12 protein-coding genes are annotated in these 17,785 nt (G+C 65.6%); 9 read left to right on the forward strand and 3 right to left on the reverse strand.

Annotated features, from left to right (window positions below; translation table 11 throughout):
• Nucleotides 1-189: 189 nt before the first annotated feature.
• The 5 genes from ArtHe_RS04595 to ArtHe_RS04615 all read left to right on the forward strand — a co-directional run bounded on the left by ArtHe_RS04595 (nucleotide 190) and on the right by ArtHe_RS04615 (nucleotide 7,333).
• On the forward strand, nucleotides 190-1,497 hold the full coding sequence (locus ArtHe_RS04595; protein WP_248319668.1) for an MFS transporter: 1,308 nt from the start codon (nucleotides 190-192) through the stop codon (nucleotides 1,495-1,497).
• 266 nt (nucleotides 1,498-1,763) lie between these two features.
• Nucleotides 1,764-3,236 (forward strand): DUF4192 domain-containing protein, encoded by a 1,473-nt coding sequence (locus ArtHe_RS04600; RefSeq protein WP_248318960.1) that lies wholly within the window; start codon nucleotides 1,764-1,766, stop codon nucleotides 3,234-3,236.
• Nucleotides 3,237-3,546: 310 nt separating this feature from the next.
• Nucleotides 3,547-4,803 (forward strand): RNA polymerase sigma factor, encoded by a 1,257-nt coding sequence (locus ArtHe_RS04605; RefSeq protein WP_282568713.1) that lies wholly within the window; start codon nucleotides 3,547-3,549, stop codon nucleotides 4,801-4,803.
• Between the two features lie 387 nt (nucleotides 4,804-5,190).
• Nucleotides 5,191-6,615 (forward strand): MFS transporter, encoded by a 1,425-nt coding sequence (locus ArtHe_RS04610; protein ID WP_248318962.1) that lies wholly within the window; start codon nucleotides 5,191-5,193, stop codon nucleotides 6,613-6,615.
• Entirely contained in the window at nucleotides 6,605-7,333 is a 729-nt protein-coding gene (locus ArtHe_RS04615; RefSeq protein ID WP_248318963.1) for an aspartate/glutamate racemase family protein, read from the forward strand. The genes ArtHe_RS04610 and ArtHe_RS04615 overlap by 11 nt, the downstream gene beginning before the upstream one ends.
• Before the next feature lie 135 nt (nucleotides 7,334-7,468).
• On the opposite strand, the gene ArtHe_RS04620 is transcribed toward ArtHe_RS04615, so the two are convergent.
• The gene (locus ArtHe_RS04620; protein ID WP_066301192.1) at nucleotides 7,469-7,690 is read right to left on the reverse strand and encodes a hypothetical protein; all 222 of its coding nucleotides are present in this window, start codon (nucleotides 7,688-7,690) and stop codon (nucleotides 7,469-7,471) included.
• A gap of 281 nt (nucleotides 7,691-7,971) precedes the next feature.
• Between ArtHe_RS04620 and ArtHe_RS04625 the strand changes: the two genes are divergently transcribed.
• Nucleotides 7,972-10,098 (forward strand): DNA topoisomerase IV subunit B, encoded by a 2,127-nt coding sequence (locus tag ArtHe_RS04625; protein WP_248318964.1) that lies wholly within the window; start codon nucleotides 7,972-7,974, stop codon nucleotides 10,096-10,098.
• Nucleotides 10,099-10,149: 51 nt separating this feature from the next.
• Here ArtHe_RS04625 and ArtHe_RS04630 read toward each other — a convergent pair whose 3' ends face one another.
• Both ArtHe_RS04630 and ArtHe_RS04635 read right to left on the reverse strand, forming a co-directional pair.
• Nucleotides 10,150-11,118 (reverse strand): M56 family metallopeptidase, encoded by a 969-nt coding sequence (locus ArtHe_RS04630; RefSeq protein WP_066301187.1) that lies wholly within the window; start codon nucleotides 11,116-11,118, stop codon nucleotides 10,150-10,152.
• Between the two features lie 21 nt (nucleotides 11,119-11,139).
• A complete protein-coding gene (locus tag ArtHe_RS04635) occupies nucleotides 11,140-11,511 on the reverse strand; it encodes a BlaI/MecI/CopY family transcriptional regulator (protein WP_066301185.1) in 372 nt (123 codons plus the stop codon).
• Nucleotides 11,512-11,740: 229 nt separating this feature from the next.
• On the opposite strand from ArtHe_RS04635, the gene ArtHe_RS04640 reads away from it, so the two are divergent.
• The 3 genes from ArtHe_RS04640 to cydD are packed head-to-tail and all read left to right on the forward strand — an operon-like array spanning nucleotide 11,741 to nucleotide 17,781.
• Nucleotides 11,741-13,342, forward strand: a complete 1,602-nt coding sequence (locus ArtHe_RS04640) for a cytochrome ubiquinol oxidase subunit I (protein WP_248318965.1) — start codon at nucleotides 11,741-11,743, stop codon at nucleotides 13,340-13,342.
• 18 nt (nucleotides 13,343-13,360) lie between these two features.
• Nucleotides 13,361-14,377: a cytochrome d ubiquinol oxidase subunit II gene (gene cydB, locus ArtHe_RS04645; protein WP_248318966.1), complete on the forward strand. Its 1,017-nt coding sequence runs from the start codon at nucleotides 13,361-13,363 to the stop codon at nucleotides 14,375-14,377.
• A complete protein-coding gene (gene cydD, locus ArtHe_RS04650) occupies nucleotides 14,374-17,781 on the forward strand; it encodes a thiol reductant ABC exporter subunit CydD (protein WP_248318967.1) in 3,408 nt (1,135 codons plus the stop codon). The genes cydB and cydD overlap by 4 nt, the downstream gene beginning before the upstream one ends.
• Nucleotides 17,782-17,785: the final 4 nt, after the last annotated feature.

Genomic DNA, 17,785 nt, shown 5'->3' on the forward strand with positions numbered 1-17,785 from the left:
GTAACGAAGGACGAGGACACTGTTGAACCGAATGGCCCCACCGCGCTTCCCGGCAGGGACGAAGATCCCGGACGTTCCGGTGGAGCGGGGACGCCCCCGGCCGGGTAGCAGCCCCCGCGCTGCCGCGGGGAGGGCAGCGTGAAGCATAAGGGAGCCTGGCTCGTCTGGGGAGCCGGTGTTTTTGCGTACATGGTGGCCGTTACCCAGCGCACGGCCTTTGGCGTCGCCGGGGTTGAAGCAACCGAACGTTTCTCAGCGACGGCTTCGGTGCTGTCCGTTTTCACGGTTGTGCAGCTGCTGGTATATGCGGGCCTGCAGATCCCGGTGGGCATGCTGGTGGACCGGTTTGGCCCAAGGCTGCTGATTGCTGCCGGTGCAGCACTGATGTGTGCCGGCCAGTTTCAGCTCGCCGTTGCGGACTCCGTTACCGCCGGCATCGCGGGCCGTTCCCTGGTGGGTGCGGGAGACGCGCTGACCTTTATCTCGGTTCTCCGGCTGCTGCCGGCCTGGTTCCCGGCGGCAAGAGTGCCCATCCTGACGCAGTGGACCGGCATCGTCGGGCAGCTCGGGCAGATCGCCAGTGCTATCCCCTTCGCCTTCGTGCTGCGCAGTTTCGGCTGGAACACCGCGTTTATCAGCGCCGCGGCACTGTCTGTGCTGGCACTGGTCCTTGCGGCCGCGCTGATCCGCAACCGCCCCGCGGGCAGCAGTCCGGCGCCTGCTGCCGGGCAGGCCGGCGGTTCCTCCCTCGCAGCGGCCTGGCGGCATCCCGGCACCCGGCTGGGTCTCTGGACGCACTTCACCATCCAGTTCCCCGGCACGGTCTTCGTGATGATGTGGGGCTACCCGTACCTGGTCAGCGCTGAGAAGGTCACCCCGGCCACCGCCTCGTTCCTGATGACGTTCTTCGTCACCGTGGCAATCCTCTGCGGGCCCTGGCTGGGAACCTGGGTGGGCCGGCATCCGCTGCGCCGTTCCCTGATGGTGCTGCTGATCGCCGGAGCCATGGCCGCAGCCTGGCTTGCGGTGATGGTCTGGCCCGGCCCGGCGCCGGTCTGGCTGCTCCTGATTCTCGTGGCCGTGCTCGCAGTCGGCGGGCCGGGGTCCATGATCGGCTTTGACTTCGCCCGGACCTTCAATCCGAGCAGCCGCCTGGGAACGGCAACCGGAATCGTGAACATTGGCGGGTTCCTGGCGTCCCTGATCTCGATGTACCTGATCGGGCTGGTCCTGGACCTGCTGTATTCCAGCGGTTTTTCGAACGGTGACCTGTACAACCTCTCTTCCTTCCGCATCGCCCTCGCCGTCCAATTTGGTGTGATGGGCCTCGGTGTTGCCGGAATCCTGCGGAGCCGCAGCATGGTCCGCACGCGCATGGCCGGGGAGGGGCTGCACCTTCCCCCGCTGCGGGAAGCCCTGGCCCGGGAACGCCAGCGCCGGCGGGACGAGCGCCAAAGCCGGGGGAGCACCGGGCAGGACACTCCGGCCGGGGACTAGTCCGCCCGCCGCTCTGCCGCATCCCGCCCGCCGGCGGGCCGGATGTGACGGCGGCGTCTCCCTAGGCCCCGGTCCGCCAGCGGCACTGTTCTTCCAATACAGGGCTCCTCCAAAGCACCGGGGCTCCAAACACGGCTTCTTCAAACACTGCTCCTCCACATCCACTGCTCCTCCACATCGCAGTTCGGCGGCGGCAGGGGCCTGGCCCCGTCCACAACGGGGGCAGGCGCCGTCCGGCGCGCTCCTGCGCAGCGCAGGCTGGCCGGATGAACGAACCACACAGCTCCGGCAAGCCTCTGACGGGCGGTGCGGCACCAGGTCAGTCCGCCGCCGATCACGCCGCCTCAGACCACGTCACCTCCGATCACACCGGCCGTCGGGAACCACCTGGCCCGGGTGGCGCGCCGCTCCGTGCAGGAACCGGCTCTCCTGACGGTTCTGCTGCCGGCAGCGTCCCGGAGAAGCCGGCAGCCGCAGGGCCGGGGGCCTTTGGACCGGACCCGTTCGGGAGTGCCGGCAGCACCGGGCTGTCGGCGGGATCACCGGAAGACATCCTGGCGTTCGTGCCGCACTGCCTGGGCTTCGCGCCGGAGGAATCGCTGGTCCTTTTGGCCCTCCGCGGCCGCAGACTCGGGGCCACGCTGCGGCTCGATCTTCCGGGCCGTAACACCGGCACCCGCAGGGGAAAAGCTGGGCGGCGGACCGGAGACACCGGATTCGAAGCCGCTTACTGTGCCCGGATCTGCAGTCTCCTGGCCGGCGACGAAGAGGCTGATGGTGTCCTCGTGATTGTGTACACGGAGCAGCCCTGGGGTGCCGGAGAGCCCCCGCCGTACAACGGACTGGTGGGCCGCCTTCGGGAAGGCCTCGCGTCGCGGGGGCTGGAACTGCGGAACGGCTGGCTGTCCGGAAACGGTCACTGGCGGGATTACTTCTGCACCTCGCAGGAATGCTGTCCCTGGCCGGGCTTTCCGCTTGACCGGATTGCAGGAAGCCGGCTCAACGCTGAACTTGTTTTCCGGGGCAGCGCCTACGCCTCATCGCTGCGGGCTGATGCCGGGCTGCGGGGCATTAATTTCCCCGGCAGCGAACCGTCCGATCCCGTGACTGCCACGAGCCAGGCAGCCAGCCGGAGCCGCCTGGCAGGCAGATGGACAAAGCCTGAACATTTCATCCGGACGCTCGAGGCCTGGGACGAATGTTTCAAGGGGCACCGCACCCCGGAGCGTGACGGCCTGCTCCTTGCGAGCCTGGAATCCAAGCCAATCAGGGATGCGGTGCTGGTACTGGCGGCGATGGGTCTCCCGGCCGCGGCAGCCGGTGCCCGGTACTGGCTCGGCGGCGAGAAGCGGGGTGCAGGTGGGGAGGCCGGAAGCGGGAAGGGTTCCGGCCTGCCGCAGGCTGGATCCCTGGAAGCCGGCAGCGTCTTCCGCAATGTCCTGATTGGCCGCGGGAGCCTGGCCCCCGATTGGAACAGCCTGGACCGCGCACATGGGGCGCTCACATCCCTGCTGGGGCCCGCGTCCGGCGAATCGGCGGCAGCGGTGCTGACGCTGCTTGGTTGGCTGGAGTGGGCCCGTGGCCGCAGTTCCCGGGCAGATCTCTGTCTTTCCGGGGCCCTGCGCGTCCAGCCCGGCTACCGGCTGGCCCAGCTGCTGCAGGCCCTCCTGATGCGGGGTGAACTTCCGGAATGGTCGCAGTCTCCGCAGACCGCGTGGCGGGGTGGCGGTACAGGCTAGGCCCCGGCCGGATCCGCGCCTTTCAGCCCCCGTTCTCCGTCGGCAGACACGGTGTCCTCAGGCCCGGCCGTTGTGCTGGTGGTTGACCGAAAACATGCGACAATGGGAACCGAGACCCGGTTGGGTTCGTGTATCAAGTGTCGTTCCACACCTTCCGTTGACAAACGGAGGGAATAAGGAACCGGGCGCGGTGCGTTTTCATAGAAAGCATCCCGCGCACCGACCATTTGGTTTTAGCACGGACTTGACAGGGTCATAGTGGTGTTACCCCCATGGTGGCGCCGCAGCCCGCCGTATTGAAAGGTTTTCTGTGTCCGCGAGAAAGACAACTGCTGTCAAAGAGACTGACACTGTGACTGCCGCACCCGAGGTTGCCGAGGCAGCCACCGCCGCAGCCACCAAGACGGCCGCCAAACCAGCCCGCAAGCCGGCAGCCCGCAAGGCCCCGGCCAAGACCGCCGCCGCCAAGACCGCGGCAGCGAAGAAGGCAGCCGAGGACGCCGACGCCCAGTCTGAAGAGACTGAGGTTGATCCCGCCGACGTGGACACCGAAGCTGCCGAGGGTGACGCGCCTGAAGCTGCGCCCACCGGATCCGGATTCGTTTACTCCGACGCTGACGACGACGACGCCCCCGCCCAGCAGGTAGTGTCTGCGGGCGCCACGGCAGACCCCGTCAAGGATTATCTGAAGCAGATCGGCAAGGTCGCACTGCTTAACGCAGAGCAGGAAGTTGATCTGGCGCTGCGTATCGAGGCCGGTCTGTACGCCGAAGAGAAGATCGCGGCGGATCCGGACATGGATCCCAAGCTGAAGCGGGATCTGCAGCAGATCATCCACGACGGCAAGCGCGCCAAGAACCACCTGCTTGAAGCGAACCTGCGCCTGGTCGTGTCCCTGGCCAAGCGCTACACCGGCCGCGGCATGCTCTTCCTGGACCTGATCCAGGAAGGCAACCTGGGTCTGATCCGTGCGGTGGAGAAGTTCGACTACACCAAGGGCTTCAAGTTCTCGACGTACGCCACCTGGTGGATCCGTCAGGCGATCACACGCGCCATGGCTGACCAGGCACGCACCATCCGTATCCCGGTGCACATGGTTGAAGTCATCAACAAGCTTGCCCGTGTCCAGCGGCAGATGCTTCAGGACCTCGGCCGCGAACCGGCTCCTGAGGAACTGGCACTGGAACTGGACATGACGCCGGAAAAGGTTGTCGAGGTCCAGAAGTACGGCCGCGAGCCGATTTCGCTGCACACCCCCCTTGGCGAGGACGGCGACTCGGAGTTCGGCGACCTGATCGAGGACTCCGAAGCTGTGGTGCCGGCTGACGCAGTCAGCTTCACGCTGCTGCAGGAACAGCTGCATTCCGTCCTGGACACGCTGTCCGAGCGCGAAGCAGGCGTTGTGGCCATGCGTTTCGGCCTCACCGACGGTCAGCCCAAGACCCTGGATGAGATTGGCAAGGTTTACGGCGTGACCCGCGAGCGGATCCGCCAGATCGAGTCCAAGACCATGTCCAAGCTGCGTCACCCGTCACGGTCGCAGGTCCTGCGCGACTACCTGGACTAAGCCAGGCTGTTGCTGCCGCCGGCCGCGGCAGCAACAGTCTCCGGCGGCCGCGACGCATGGCAGCTGGGCAGCGGCAAAAGCACCGATAAAATGCACAGCTAAATAGGCACAGCCACGAGGGCCTGAATCCGGTAACACACCGGGCTCAGGCCCTTTTGTATGTCCTTGAGGCGGTTCATTGCCCAGGTGTTTGTGGGCTTCGCGCCCCAACATGACGCCGAAAAGGCCTTGCTGGAGAGCGATTCCCCAGAACCATTGAACACCCCTCTTCTCTAATGTAACTTAGCTCACATATTCCTCTCAGCGATAAGGAATATCCACGATGTGGAAGTCGATTTTGCGTACTCAAAGGTGAGTGCCCGGCTGCTGAGCTCAAAGGAGCAGACATTGGAAGAGAAAGTTGCGGAAGCTGGGAGTTCGAAAACCAGCCTCGGCCATCAGATAGAAGGCGCCTACCAGCGTATCGGCGTCACTGGGGCCCACCGCCAGATCGTGGTGATGATTCTGCTGGGCGTGTTCTTCGACGCGCTGGAACAGAACGCTGTGGGTATCACCGGCCCTGTCCTGCGCGAGTCCTGGGGTCTTGGGGCAGGTGAGATCGGATTCCTGAACACCATGACGTTCACAGCCACGGCTCTGGGACGGCTGGCTACCGGCCTCATTATGGACAAATACGGACGCCGGAACATGTTGATGATCAACCTCATCATTTTCGCCGGGGGATCACTGCTGTGTGCGCTGGCCCCGAACTACCCCGTCCTTGCCGCCGGCCGCTTCATTGTGGGATTCGGCCTGGGCGGTGAAATCGCAGTCGCGGTGATCATGATGGCCGAGTTCTTCGCGGCAAAGCACCGTGGAACGGCCGTTGGCCTGATCAACGTGACCGCCGCGGGCCTTGGCAACATGCTGGCGCCGGCCTTCGGCATCCTCGTCTTCACGCTTTTCGACGGTCCGGACAAGTGGAGGTGGGTCTTTGGCCTGCTCTTCATCCCGGCCCTCCTGGTGATGTTCTTCCGCCGTTATGTTCCGGAAACACCCCGGTTCCTGGCTTCCCAGGGGCGGCTCGACGAAGCGAACCTCGTGATCACCCGGCTGGCCCGGAACAAACTGGCCGGACGGATCGATGATCCGGACACCTACATCACGGCTCTTCCGGACCCCGTTGTCACCGGGTCCAAGGGCCACTGGAAGGACGCGCTGCGGGGCCGTCTGCTCCGAGGGACCGTGCTGATGTGCATCGCGGTGTGCATGTCCTACGCAGCCCAGATCTCCATGCTTACCCTGATGCCCACCATTTTGGTGTCCCGCGGCTATGAGGTGAACACCAGTCTCTGGTTCACCCTCATCATGCAGTCCGGGTCGCTCGTGGGCGCCTGCGCCGCCGCCTACATGGCCAGCCGTCTCCCGCGCAAAAAAGTCCTCACCGGTGCGGCGGTCCTGGGGTGTGCGGCGGGGCTGTCGATGGCCTTCCTGGCAACAGACATTTCCCTCGTCGTCCTCTTCGGCGCCATCTTCAACTTTGCGGTCATTATCCTCAATACGACCATCTGGCTGTTCGCCCCGGAACTGTACCCGACCCGCACCCGTGGCTTCGGCACCTCCATCATCCTGGCGGCGGGTTCGCTGTCGGGCGGGCTTTTCCCCCTGATCTCCGGCGTCATTTTTGATACTGCGGGACTCATGGGCATGTTTACGGCTCTGGCCTGCCTGTTCGTTATTCTGGCGATCGTTGTCCAGTTCCCGCCGGAGACGTTCGGCCAGCCGCTGGAGGAGGACGCTGATGAAGAAGCTGGAGCCATCTATGGGCACTAGGCCTGCCACAGGGGGCAAGGTGCTCCTGGTTAATCCCAACACCAACCAGGCGACGACCAGTCTGATGGCTGGAATTGCCACGGAAATCCTTGGACCCCGGGGGATCGAAGTGGTTGCCCTGACCGCCGCTGCCGGCCCGCGGATGATCCTTGATCCGGACGCGCTGGCAGAATCGGCACAGCATGTGCGGGACGCTGTCTTCGGCTATCTGGAGGGGCCGGACGCGCCGAACGTGAAGGCTGTGGTTGTTGCTGCCATCGGCGACCCGGGCAGGCGGGCGCTCGACGAAACGCTGGAAATCCCGGTGATCGGTATCGGCCAGGCCTCCATCCGGTCAGCCTGCGGAGCGGGGCGCCGATTTGGCATGGCAACCAGCACCCCGCTGCTGGCCGGTTCCCTGACGGCCCTGGTTGAGGAGCACGGCTGCGGCCAATGGTTTACAGGTGTTCGGCTCACCGGGTCCGCACCCCTGGTTCTCGCTGCCGACCCTGAGCAGCAGTTCCTCGAACTCGCAGCAGCGGTCCGGGAGTCCAGTCGGAACGACGGCGCCGAGTCGGTCATCATTGCCGGCGGCCCGCTCAGTGAAACGGCGCGCAGGCTCAGCCGGACCGGAATGGCACGGATCGTCGAGCCGGTTCCCAGCGCCTGCAGCGCGGTCCTGCAGGAACTGGCTCCGGAGCCGGACCTGGTCCACGGGCACCTGTCCGGGGAGGGGTAACAAGAGTGTCCCGCAGCAGCTGCTGCGGGACACTCTTGAGCCGGGGCACTGAAGTATCCGGGAGTATCCGGGCAAAAACGAAGGCCCCTCCCGCCGGGAGGGGCCTTCGTCAAGTCTGGAAATGCCGGTGTGGAATTACTCTTCCGAAACGCCGGCCTTCTGGTGCAGCCGTGCGCTTTCATCCTGCCACTCGGACGTCAGAGGCCGAAGATTGGCCTCCACCGCACGGGCATGATGAGCGCAGAAGAGAAGTTCCCCACCGGAGGATTCGAGTACCGCACGAACATACGCCTGTGCACCGCAGCGGTCACAGCGGTCCAGCGTGTTGAGATGACGGGTAGCAACTGCTGCTGTCATGAGTGCCTCCTTAAGGGTGTTGATACTTCATATAACCACCTTTGCGCGGCAAGCCTTTCCATCAGGGCGTGTCTTTCGCTCTGCGCGTAGGAAACCTGCCCTTCGGGCCCGGCCGTAGTGACGCGGACATCACCGGGAAAAGCCCCGGCGGCTGAGTCGCTGGCGGGCGGAGTCACCGCCGGGCATTAACCTAGAGAGAGGCCGGTTTCCGCCGGTTCCCAAGCCGTCAAGGCTATCCGCCGTACAACAGGCCGCGCCCCGGCCCGAGGAGTTCAGCACACGTGGTTCCCCTGGATACTGAGTACAACGCCCGACACCTTTCCGTGCTCGAGGGCCTGGAAGCCGTGCGCAAACGGCCCGGCATGTACATCGGCTCCACCGACTCCCGCGGTCTGATGCACTGCCTTTGGGAGATCATCGACAACTCGGTGGATGAGGCCCTCGCCGGCCACGGCCAGAGCATCCGGATCATCCTGCACGCGGATAACTCCGTGGAAATCCACGACGACGGCCGCGGCATCCCGGTGGACATCGAGCCAAAGACCGGCCTCTCCGGCGTCGAGGTCGTGTTCACCAAGCTGCACGCCGGCGGCAAATTCGGCGGCGGATCCTACGCAGCCTCCGGCGGCCTGCACGGCGTCGGCGCATCAGTTGTCAATGCACTCTCCTCCCGGCTTGATGTCCAGGTGGACCGGGCAGGCAAGACCTACCAGATGACCTTCCGCCGCGGAGAGCCGGGCGTTTTCGCCGACACCGGGTCCAAGCCGTCCCCGGACGCAAAATTCACGCCCTTCCTTGAGAGCTCCAAACTGGAAGTGGTCGGGAAAGCCAAGCGCGGGGTAACCGGCACCCGCATCCGGTACTGGGCCGACCGGCAGATCTTCACCCCCGACGCAAAATTCTCCTACCCGGAGCTCGAAGCGCGCGCCCGCCAGACATCCTTCCTGGTGCCCGGCCTGCGCATCACGCTGCGCGACGAACGCCGGCTGCCCGGCACTCCGGGGGAGGATGGCCCCGTCGAAGAGGTTTTCCACCACGACGGCGGCATCTCCGAGTTTGTCGACTTCCTCGCTGCGGATGCACCGGTCACGGACATCTGGCGGCTGCACGGCACCGGCAAGTTCAAGGAATCCGTTCCGGTCCTCGACGAGCGGGGGCACAGTCAGATTACCGAACTGGAACGCGACTGCGAGGTGGACATTGCCCTGCGCTGGGGGATTGGCTACGAAACCAACGTGCGCAGCTTCGTTAACATCATTGCCACGCCCAAGGGCGGCACGCACCAGGCCGGCTTCGAGCAGGCGGTCCTCAAGACCTTCCGCAAGGTGATCGAAGCCAACGTACGCAAGCTCAAGGCGGGCAGCGACAAGATCGAGAAAGACGACGTTTTCGCGGGCCTCACCGCAGTTCTCACCGTCCGGCTGGCCGAACCCCAGTTTGAAGGCCAGACCAAGGAGATCCTCGGGACCTCCGCCGTCCGGGCCATCGTGGCCAAAGTCGTCGAGAAGGAAATCACTGCCCGGCTGAATTCCACGGCCCGCGGAGACAAGGCCCAGGCAGCCCAGCTGCTGGAAAAAGTCGTCTCGGAAATGAAGTCCCGCATCTCCGCCCGCGTGCACAAGGAGACCCAGCGCCGCAAGAACGCGCTGGAGACGTCCTCCATGCCGGTCAAGCTGGCCGACTGCCGCATCGATGACCCGGAGCGTTCGGAACTGTTCATCGTGGAAGGTGACTCGGCGCTGGGTACAGCCAAGATGGCCCGCTCCTCGGATTACCAGGCGCTGCTGCCGATCCGCGGCAAGATCCTCAACGTGCAGAAGGCCTCCGTGGCGGACATGCTGTCCAACGCCGAATGCGCTGCCTTGATCCAGGTCGTCGGCGCGGGCTCGGGACGCAGTTTCCAGCTCGATGCGCGCCGCTACGGCAAGGTGATTTTCATGACCGACGCCGACGTCGACGGCGCGCACATCCGCACCCTGCTCCTTACCCTGTTCTTCCGCTACATGCGGCCCCTGGTAGAGGATGGCCGGGTGTATGCCGCCGTCCCGCCGCTGCACCGGGTGGAGGTAATCAACTCCGGTTCAAAGGCCAATGAGATGGTCTACACCTACAGCGAAAAAGAGCTGCACCAGCTGCTGTCCCGGCTGGAGAAGGAAGGCAAGCGCTACAAGGAACCCATCCAGCGCTACAAGGGCCTGGGTGAAATGGACGCCGACCAGCTGGCTGAAACCACCATGGACCCGCGGCACCGCACGCTGCGCCGGATCCGCCTCAGCGAGGCAGCCGAAGCTAATCAGCACGTGGACGAAGCCACGTTTGAACTGCTGATGGGCAGCGACGTAGCCCCCCGCAAGGACTTCATCATCGCAGGTGCCGCCCTGCTGGACCGGGACCGGATCGACGCCTAGGGTTTCCTAGGGCCGCCCCGGGAAGGGAGCCGGTTCAGCCAGGGGGCCGGCTCAGTGAATCAGGCCGGGCGCAAACAGGAGCACGGTAGGGACCGCCAGGAGCAGCACGGAACACGCCTGGATCAGCACACTGACCCACTGCGGCAGCGGAGGCTGCGGCGTGAGCAGCCGGCTCAGCCTTCCGGCGATACCGACGCCGGCGTCAGCGCTGCCGCCGCCGCTGACCGCAGCGGTGCCGGAAGCCGGGACGCCGGCTGCGGACTCTGACCCGGACCCCGATCCCACGATGGCCACGGCCCGGATGAGGGTCTGCCGGTCCACCTTCTTCAGGGCTTCGTCGTCGGCGAGCATCTCGATCAGCTCGTTGACGGACCGCTGTGCCAGCTGGGACGTCGGAAGCCAGGGAAGCGCAGCCCGCCACGCGGCAAACGCCCACAGCAGCAGGTGGTGACGCTGGCTCAGATGCGCCTTTTCATGCGTCATCACGGCGGACAGTTCCGACTCGGTGAGCATGTCCATCAGCCCGTCGGACAGCACCGTCACGGACTGCGCACCACCCGGCAGGCAGTACGCCACCGGTGACGGATGCGGGATAACCAGGGTTGCTGGTTTGTCCAGCGAAGGAGAACTGAGCAGGTTGAGCATGTCCCGGTGACGCCGCCGGGCGGTCTGGATCCGGTAAAACGTCAGCAGCAGCGTGAAGACGAGGTGGGCTGAGAGCAGCAGGGCCGCGCTGATGGCGAAAACATGGACCAGGCCCAGCGTCTCGGCCGGCCGGCGCTGGACCAGGATGTCCCAGAGTGCGGCGATGCCCTGCGCCAGATTGTCGCCAATGGGTTCAAGACCCCAGGTCAGCATCGCGCCGATCATGGAGAGTCCGCCCGCAAGGGCGATCGCCTGCCACAGCACCATGGCGGTGAAGGGGGAGCGCGCCGGCCATTTGGCGCGGGAAAGCACTACGGGCACGGGCCAGGCGAGGATGATCGCCAGCCCGGCGAGGAAATAAGAGGCCCAGAACATATGGCGCGCTGTCCGGCCGGACTAGGCGCCTTCCAGCAGCTTGCGCAGAGTCTGGGCTTCGGTGGCGGAAACGGAGCCGACAAACCGGGCCAGGACGGCCTCACGGTCGTTCGCGGACCCCAGCACCTCGTGCATGAGTTCGGCAGTGTGCTCCGCGCGCGACGTCACAGCGCGGTAGCGGTGCGGCCGGATGTCCCGTTCGCGGGCCACCAGGCCCTTTTTCTCGAGCCGGGACAGAACGGTCAGCACCGTGGTGACGGCGAGGCCCTTGGCTTCGGCGCGGCCGGCATCATTCTGTGCGAGCTGTTCCCGCAGTTCATTCGCGGTGGCTGCTTCGGGGGACTCCCACAGCAAGTCCATCATTGCCCGCTCAAGCTCTCCGAGAGTCGCCATGTTCCGTTCCTTCTTCGTTGGGTCCGTCCTTGGTTCCGGCCGGGGGTGTCCCCGGGCTGGATGTCCATCGAGGCCAGCCCCAGATAGTTGTGACGAGAGGGTTAACAATACCGTTTTTCAGGACTAGTCTCTACGTCTTGTAGAAATAAGTCTCCGAAGTGTTCTACGATCTGTAGAAGAACACTGTTCTACGTCTTGTAGAACTTGCCTCAACTGAAGGAATCCTCGCGTGGAAGCACTGGAGATTGCCCGCTGGCAATTCGGTATCACGACCGTTTATCACTTCCTGATGGTTCCGCTGACCATCGGCCTGGGCCTGGTGGTGGCCTCGCTGCAGACCGCCTGGGTCCGCACCGGCAAGGAGGAGTACCTCCGCCTCACCAAGTTCTGGGGAAAACTCTTCCTGATCAACTTCATCATGGGTGTGGCCACCGGCCTGGTGCAGGAATTCCAGTTCGGCATGGCCTGGAGCGAGTACAGCCGCTTTGTCGGCGACGTCTTCGGGGCCCCGCTGGCGCTTGAGTCGCTGCTGGCCTTCTTCACCGAATCGGTGTTCCTGGGGCTGTGGATCTTTGGCTGGCAAAGACTGCCCAAGAAGCTGCACCTGGCCACGATCTGGCTGGCCACCGGTGCCTCCGCCCTGTCCGCGTACTTCATCCTCGCGGCCAACTCCTGGATGCAGCACCCGGTTGGTGTTGAACTGGTCGACGGCCGCGCCGTGATGACTGACATCTGGGCAGTCCTGACCAACAACACGCTGCTGGTCGCCTTCCCGCACACCATTACCGGTGCCTTCGCAGTCGCCGGCGGGTTCCTGCTGGGCATCTCCTGGTACCACCTGTGGAAGCGGCGCCGCGACGGAATCGACACTGTCGATGAGAACGGCCGCGTTGTCGTTGGCGAGAACGCTGCCATCGGACGCGACAAGACGGACCATGCGGTCTGGATCAAAGCCCTCCGGGTTGGTGCCGCCGTCGCCGTCGTCGCGTTTGCCGGCACGGCGATCACCGGTGATCTGCAGGGCAAGCTGATGTTCGAGCAGCAGCCCATGAAGATGGCTGCAGCTGAAGCCGCCTGCCACAACGGAACAGCGTTCTCCGTCCTGTCCGTCGGTGACGTCGGCGCGAAGAACTGCGAAGACGTCAAGACCCTGATCGAGGTCCCGGGCCTGCTGTCCTTCCTGGCCAACGGAGACTTCGACACTCCCGTGGACGGCGTCAACACCCTGATCCCGGAGTACCAGGAGAAGTACGGCACCCATCTGCCGGATGATCCGATGTACGGCGAGCAGGCCGGGGCTGAAATTAACTACCTCCCCGTGATGGCCGTGACGTACTGGGGATTCCGGATCATGATCGGCTTCGGTGCCATCGCGGCTGCGGCCGCCGCCGTCGCCCTCTGGGTCACCCGCAAGGGAACCGTTCCGCAGTCCAAGTGGCTGATGCGCCTGGCCGTGTTCGGAATCCTTGCACCCTTCGGCGCCAACAGTGCCGGCTGGATCTTCACCGAAATGGGCCGCCAGCCGTTCGTCGTTGTGCCCAACCCCAGCTTCAGCGGCATCGACAACGTATTTATGTTCACCGCTGCCGCCGTCTCACCGGGCGTGAGCCGTGCCGAACTACTGTTCTCCGTCATCTCCTTCACGGTGGTCTACCTGGCGCTGCTGGTCGTGGAGGTGCGGCTGCTCTTCAAATACGTGCGGGGCGGTGTGCCCTCAGCGATGCCTGAGCTGGTCCATGCCGGCGGCTCCGGCGACGGTCCGGACTCTGAGGACACTCCGGACAAACCGGGCGGACGGAAGTCCGATGACGTCCTTGATTTCGCCTACTAGCGCCACCGGAGACAGAAAATGACGCTTCCAACAATCTGGTTCATCGTTATCGCCTTCCTGTGGGTCGGCTACCTCTTCCTCGAAGGCTTCGACCTGGGCGTGGGGATGCTCATGAAGCTCTTTGCCCGCAATGAACGAGAACGCCGGGTCCTGCTGAACACCATTGGACCCGTCTGGGACGGTAACGAAGTGTGGCTGATCACCGTCGGCGCCATGACGTTCGCGGCCTTCCCCTTCTGGTACGCAGCCCTGTTCTCCGCGCTCTACGTCCCGCTGGTCCTGGTGCTGCTCGGCCTGATCTTCCGTGCCGTGTCCATCGAATACCGCGGCAAGCGGGATTCGGACCGCTGGCGCGGCGGCTGGGACTGGGCAATGTCCCTGGGCTCTCTGGTCAGCGCCTTCGGCGTCGGTGCAGCACTGGCCCTGACCTCCACCGGCCTGCCGCTGAATGAGAATGGTGACCGGGTGGGCGGAGCCTTCGCCTGGCTCACGCCGTGGGCCGTGCTGGGCGGCCTCGCCGTCGTCGGCTTCAGCCTGATTCATGCCTGCGCCTTCCTGATGCTCAAGACCGACGGCGAAATCCGGGTCCGTGCCCGGCGCGCCCTGGTCCGCTGGCTGCCCCTGGGCATCCTGCCCCTGGCAGCCTGGGCAATCGGTGTGCAGCTGCTGAGCGGCGACTTCCTCTCGATGATTCCGCTGGCCGTCGCGGTCCTGGCAGTCCTCATCGCCTGGCGCATGGCGCAGCTTGAGAAGGAAGGCCTGACCTTCACCTTCCTCGGTCTGTTCCTGCTGGCAGGAGCCGTATCGATCTTCGCCGCCATGTATCCGGTGGTGCTGCCGTCCACGCTCGACTCGGCCTGGAACCTGACCGTGGAGAACGCATCGTCCAGCCCCTACACCCTCCAGGTCATGAGCTGGGTCTCCTTGTTCGGCCTGCCGATCGTGCTTCTCTACCAGGGCTGGACCTACTGGGTGTTCCGCAAGCGAGTCTCGGCGGACTCCATTCCCGCGGTCCACCGGATCAACGCCCAGTGAAACCCGTCCTTCCCGTCAGCGCCACCAGCCGCCGGGCCCTTTACCTGCTGGGCCTGCTCGCAGCTGTGAAAGCCGTGGGACTGGTCTTGCTCGCCACCGGCATCGCCGCTGGCATTGCCGGGCTGGCTGCCGGCGGCCCGGACTGGGGCTATGTCGCGGCGACCGGTGTGTCCGGTGCGCTGCTGCGCTCCCTGGCCATGTGGGCGCAGGAAACGGTGGCCCAGCGGGCGGCCGCCGGTGTGAAGGACGAACTGCGCAGCCGGCTCACCGACCGGGTGCTGGACGACGGCGGAACGGTTCCCGGGATGGGCAGCGGTGCGCTCAGCGTGCTCCTGACCCGCGGCCTGGACGGACTGGACAACTACTACGCCAAGTATCTGCCGGCGCTGGTTACCTGCGCCGTGGTGCCGCTGCTGGTGGGCGCACGCATCCTGGCCGCCGACTGGATCAGCGCCGTCGTCATTGTGCTGACCGTTCCGCTGGTACCTGTTTTTATGGTGCTGATCGGCCTGCACACCGGGGATAAGACCGCCAAGGCAATCGACGCCTTGAACCGTCTCTCCGACAACATGCTGGAACTGGCCAAGGGTCTGCCGGTGCTCGTGGGTCTGGGCCGCGCCAACGCCCAGACCCGCGCGCTCCGCGACGTCGCAGACCGGTACCGCAAAACCACACTGGAGACCCTGCGGGTCGCCTTCCTGTCTTCCCTGGCACTGGAACTCATTGCCACCATCTCCGTAGCCGTGGTGGCCGTTTTCATCGGCGTCCGCCTGGTCCACGGGGACATGCCGCTTGAAATGGGACTGCTGGCACTGATCCTGGCGCCCGAGTGCTACCAGCCGCTGCGCGATCTCGGGACCGCGCATCACGCCAGCGAAGACGGGCTGGAAGCCCTGAAGCGGACCAACGCCGTTCTGGACGTTCCCGAAACCAAACCGCTGACCCCGCCCGCGGCCGCGGCGGGGAACGCCGCCGGCCCCGGGCTAAACGTCCGGGGACTCACCGTCCGCTACCCGGGACGTGCTGAACCCGTGCTTCAGGATCTGGACCTCACGGTGCCCCAGGGCAGCATCGCCGCCCTGACCGGACCCAGCGGCAGTGGAAAAACCACGGTCCTGGAAATCCTGGCCGGCCTGCGCCGCAGCGGCTCGGGCACGGAAATTACCGGGCAGGTCGAGGGGATCGGCCGTGCTGAAACCGCTTGGATACCGCAGCACCCCGTGCTCGTCGAGGACACGGTGGAAGCAGAAATCGGACTGTACTCCGGACTGTCCGATCCCCGGGACCGGCGCCGGGCCGCGAGCCGGGCACTGGCTGAGATCGGAGCACTGCACCTGCTGGACGCGCAGTCCGGGGACCTGAGCCCCGGCGAACAGCGCCGGGTCGCCGTGGCCCGGGCGATAGCCCGCATCCAGAACGGCTCCGGCGTCCGGGTCCTGCTGGCCGACGAGCCCACCGCACACCTTGACTCCCGCAGCGCCGCCGCTGTCCGTGCCGCCCTGACCCGCCTGCGGGGAGACTGCACGGTCCTGCTGGTCGCCCATGATCCGGAAACGGCAGCCATTGCCGACACCGTCATCCCCGTCGCCGGCAGCGTGAACCCAGCGGCCACCCTTCCGCAGCCCGCTGGGGTGGCTGCCCCCGCGGCCGTACGCCAGGAGCCGGCTGACACCGTGGCCAGCCCGGGGACCGGCGACGCTCAGGGCACGAAGCACCAGCCGCTCTGGAAGAACCTGCTCATCCTGCGTCCCTGGAGCCCCCAGTTCCTGCAGGCACTCGCGTACGGCACCGGCGCCACCATCTTCGCCGTCGCGCTGAGCGCCCTGTCCGGGTGGCTCATCGTCAGAGCCTCCGAGCAGCCGCCCATCCTTTACCTGCTGACCGCGATCGTTGGTGTGCGGTTCTTCGGAATCGGACGCGCCGTCCTGCGCTACCGCGAACGCCTTCACCTGCACGACGCCGTTTTCCGGGCGACCAACTCCATCCGCATCCGGCTTTGGAACGGCCTCCTGAACCGCCCGGAGGGGTGGCGCCGGCTGTCCCGCGGCGGCGGAGCGCTGGAACGGCTGGTGGGCGACGTCGATGAACTGCGTGATATTGCTCCCCGGGTGGTGTTCGCACCACTCACTGGCTTTGTGACAGCGGTGGCGGCCTGCGCTGCGACCTGGATCCTGGTTCCCGAAGCCATCTGGGTGCAGATTGGCCTCTGCCTGATCGGACTGGTGGTCTCACCCCTGCTGGCTCACTGGGCGGATTCCTCCGCCCGTGCCCGGACTGTGACCCTGCAGTCCAGGGCCATGGCCGGCATGACCAAGCTGCTGGCTGCGGCGCCGGATCTGGAAGGCAACAGCAGCTCAGGGCCGGTGGTTGCCAGGCAGCGAAGCTACGATTCCGCTGCCGCCCGGGCCGTCCGCCGCAGCGCCTGGGCGCAGGGCCTCGCCAATGCAGTCACAGCCCTTGCCTGCGCCGGAGCCGCACTGTGGATCATGACCCTCGCCCAGGGCGCGCCTGCTACGGTCGCCGCGGTGATCGTCCTGATGCAGCTGGCACTGCTTGAATGCTTTGCTGCGGTAAACGCTTCGATCCAGCAACTCGGTGCCTGGCGGATCCTCGGCGACAAGGTCCTTCCGGATCTTGGTTCCAGCGAGGTTTACTCCGGAACTGCCCCGGAGGCCGGACCGCCCGCTGAGGTCGGCGAGCCCGGCACCGGACTCCGGACAGTGCCCACAAAGCCCGGCGCCTTGGAACTGCGAGGCATCCATTACCGCTATCCGGGTGCCGCCTCCGATGTGCTCGAGGGTGTGGACCTCAACCTGCAGCCCGGCGACTGGCTGGCAGTCACCGGCGAATCCGGCAGCGGGAAATCCACGCTGCTTGGCGTGCTGCTGGGCTTCCTGGAACCCCAGCAGGGCACCTTCCTGATCGATGGAAAACCGGCCTCGGAATTTCCGCGCGAGGCCCGCGGTATGGCCTGGTGTCCGCAGGAAGCCCACCTCTTCGACTCGACCCTGCGTGGGAACCTCCTGCTGGCCAGGGACCGGACGAAGGCTCCCTCCACGGCCGAGATGTTGGAAGTACTGGAGGCCGTTGGCCTGGGGCAGCTGCTTGCCGGGCTGGAAGACGGAATGGACACCAGGATCGGTAACGGAGGCCATTTCCTCTCCGGCGGCCAGCGCCAGCGGCTCGCCGTGGCCCGGGCACTGCTGACGGAAGCCGACGTCGTACTCCTGGACGAGCCGACCGCCCATCTGGACCCGGCCGCCGGACAACAGCTGATGGCAGACCTGCGGCACGGACTCAACGGCAAGTCCGTGGTGGTGGTGACGCACAACCCCGCTGATGCAGCATGGTGCGGCCGGCAGCTCGAACTGGGTTCAGCCGGACGGCCTCTTGCCGTACGCTAGGGCG

This window comes from Arthrobacter sp. Helios (assembly GCF_023167125.1).
GTDB classification, from domain to species: domain Bacteria; phylum Actinomycetota; class Actinomycetes; order Actinomycetales; family Micrococcaceae; genus Arthrobacter_B; species Arthrobacter_B luteolus.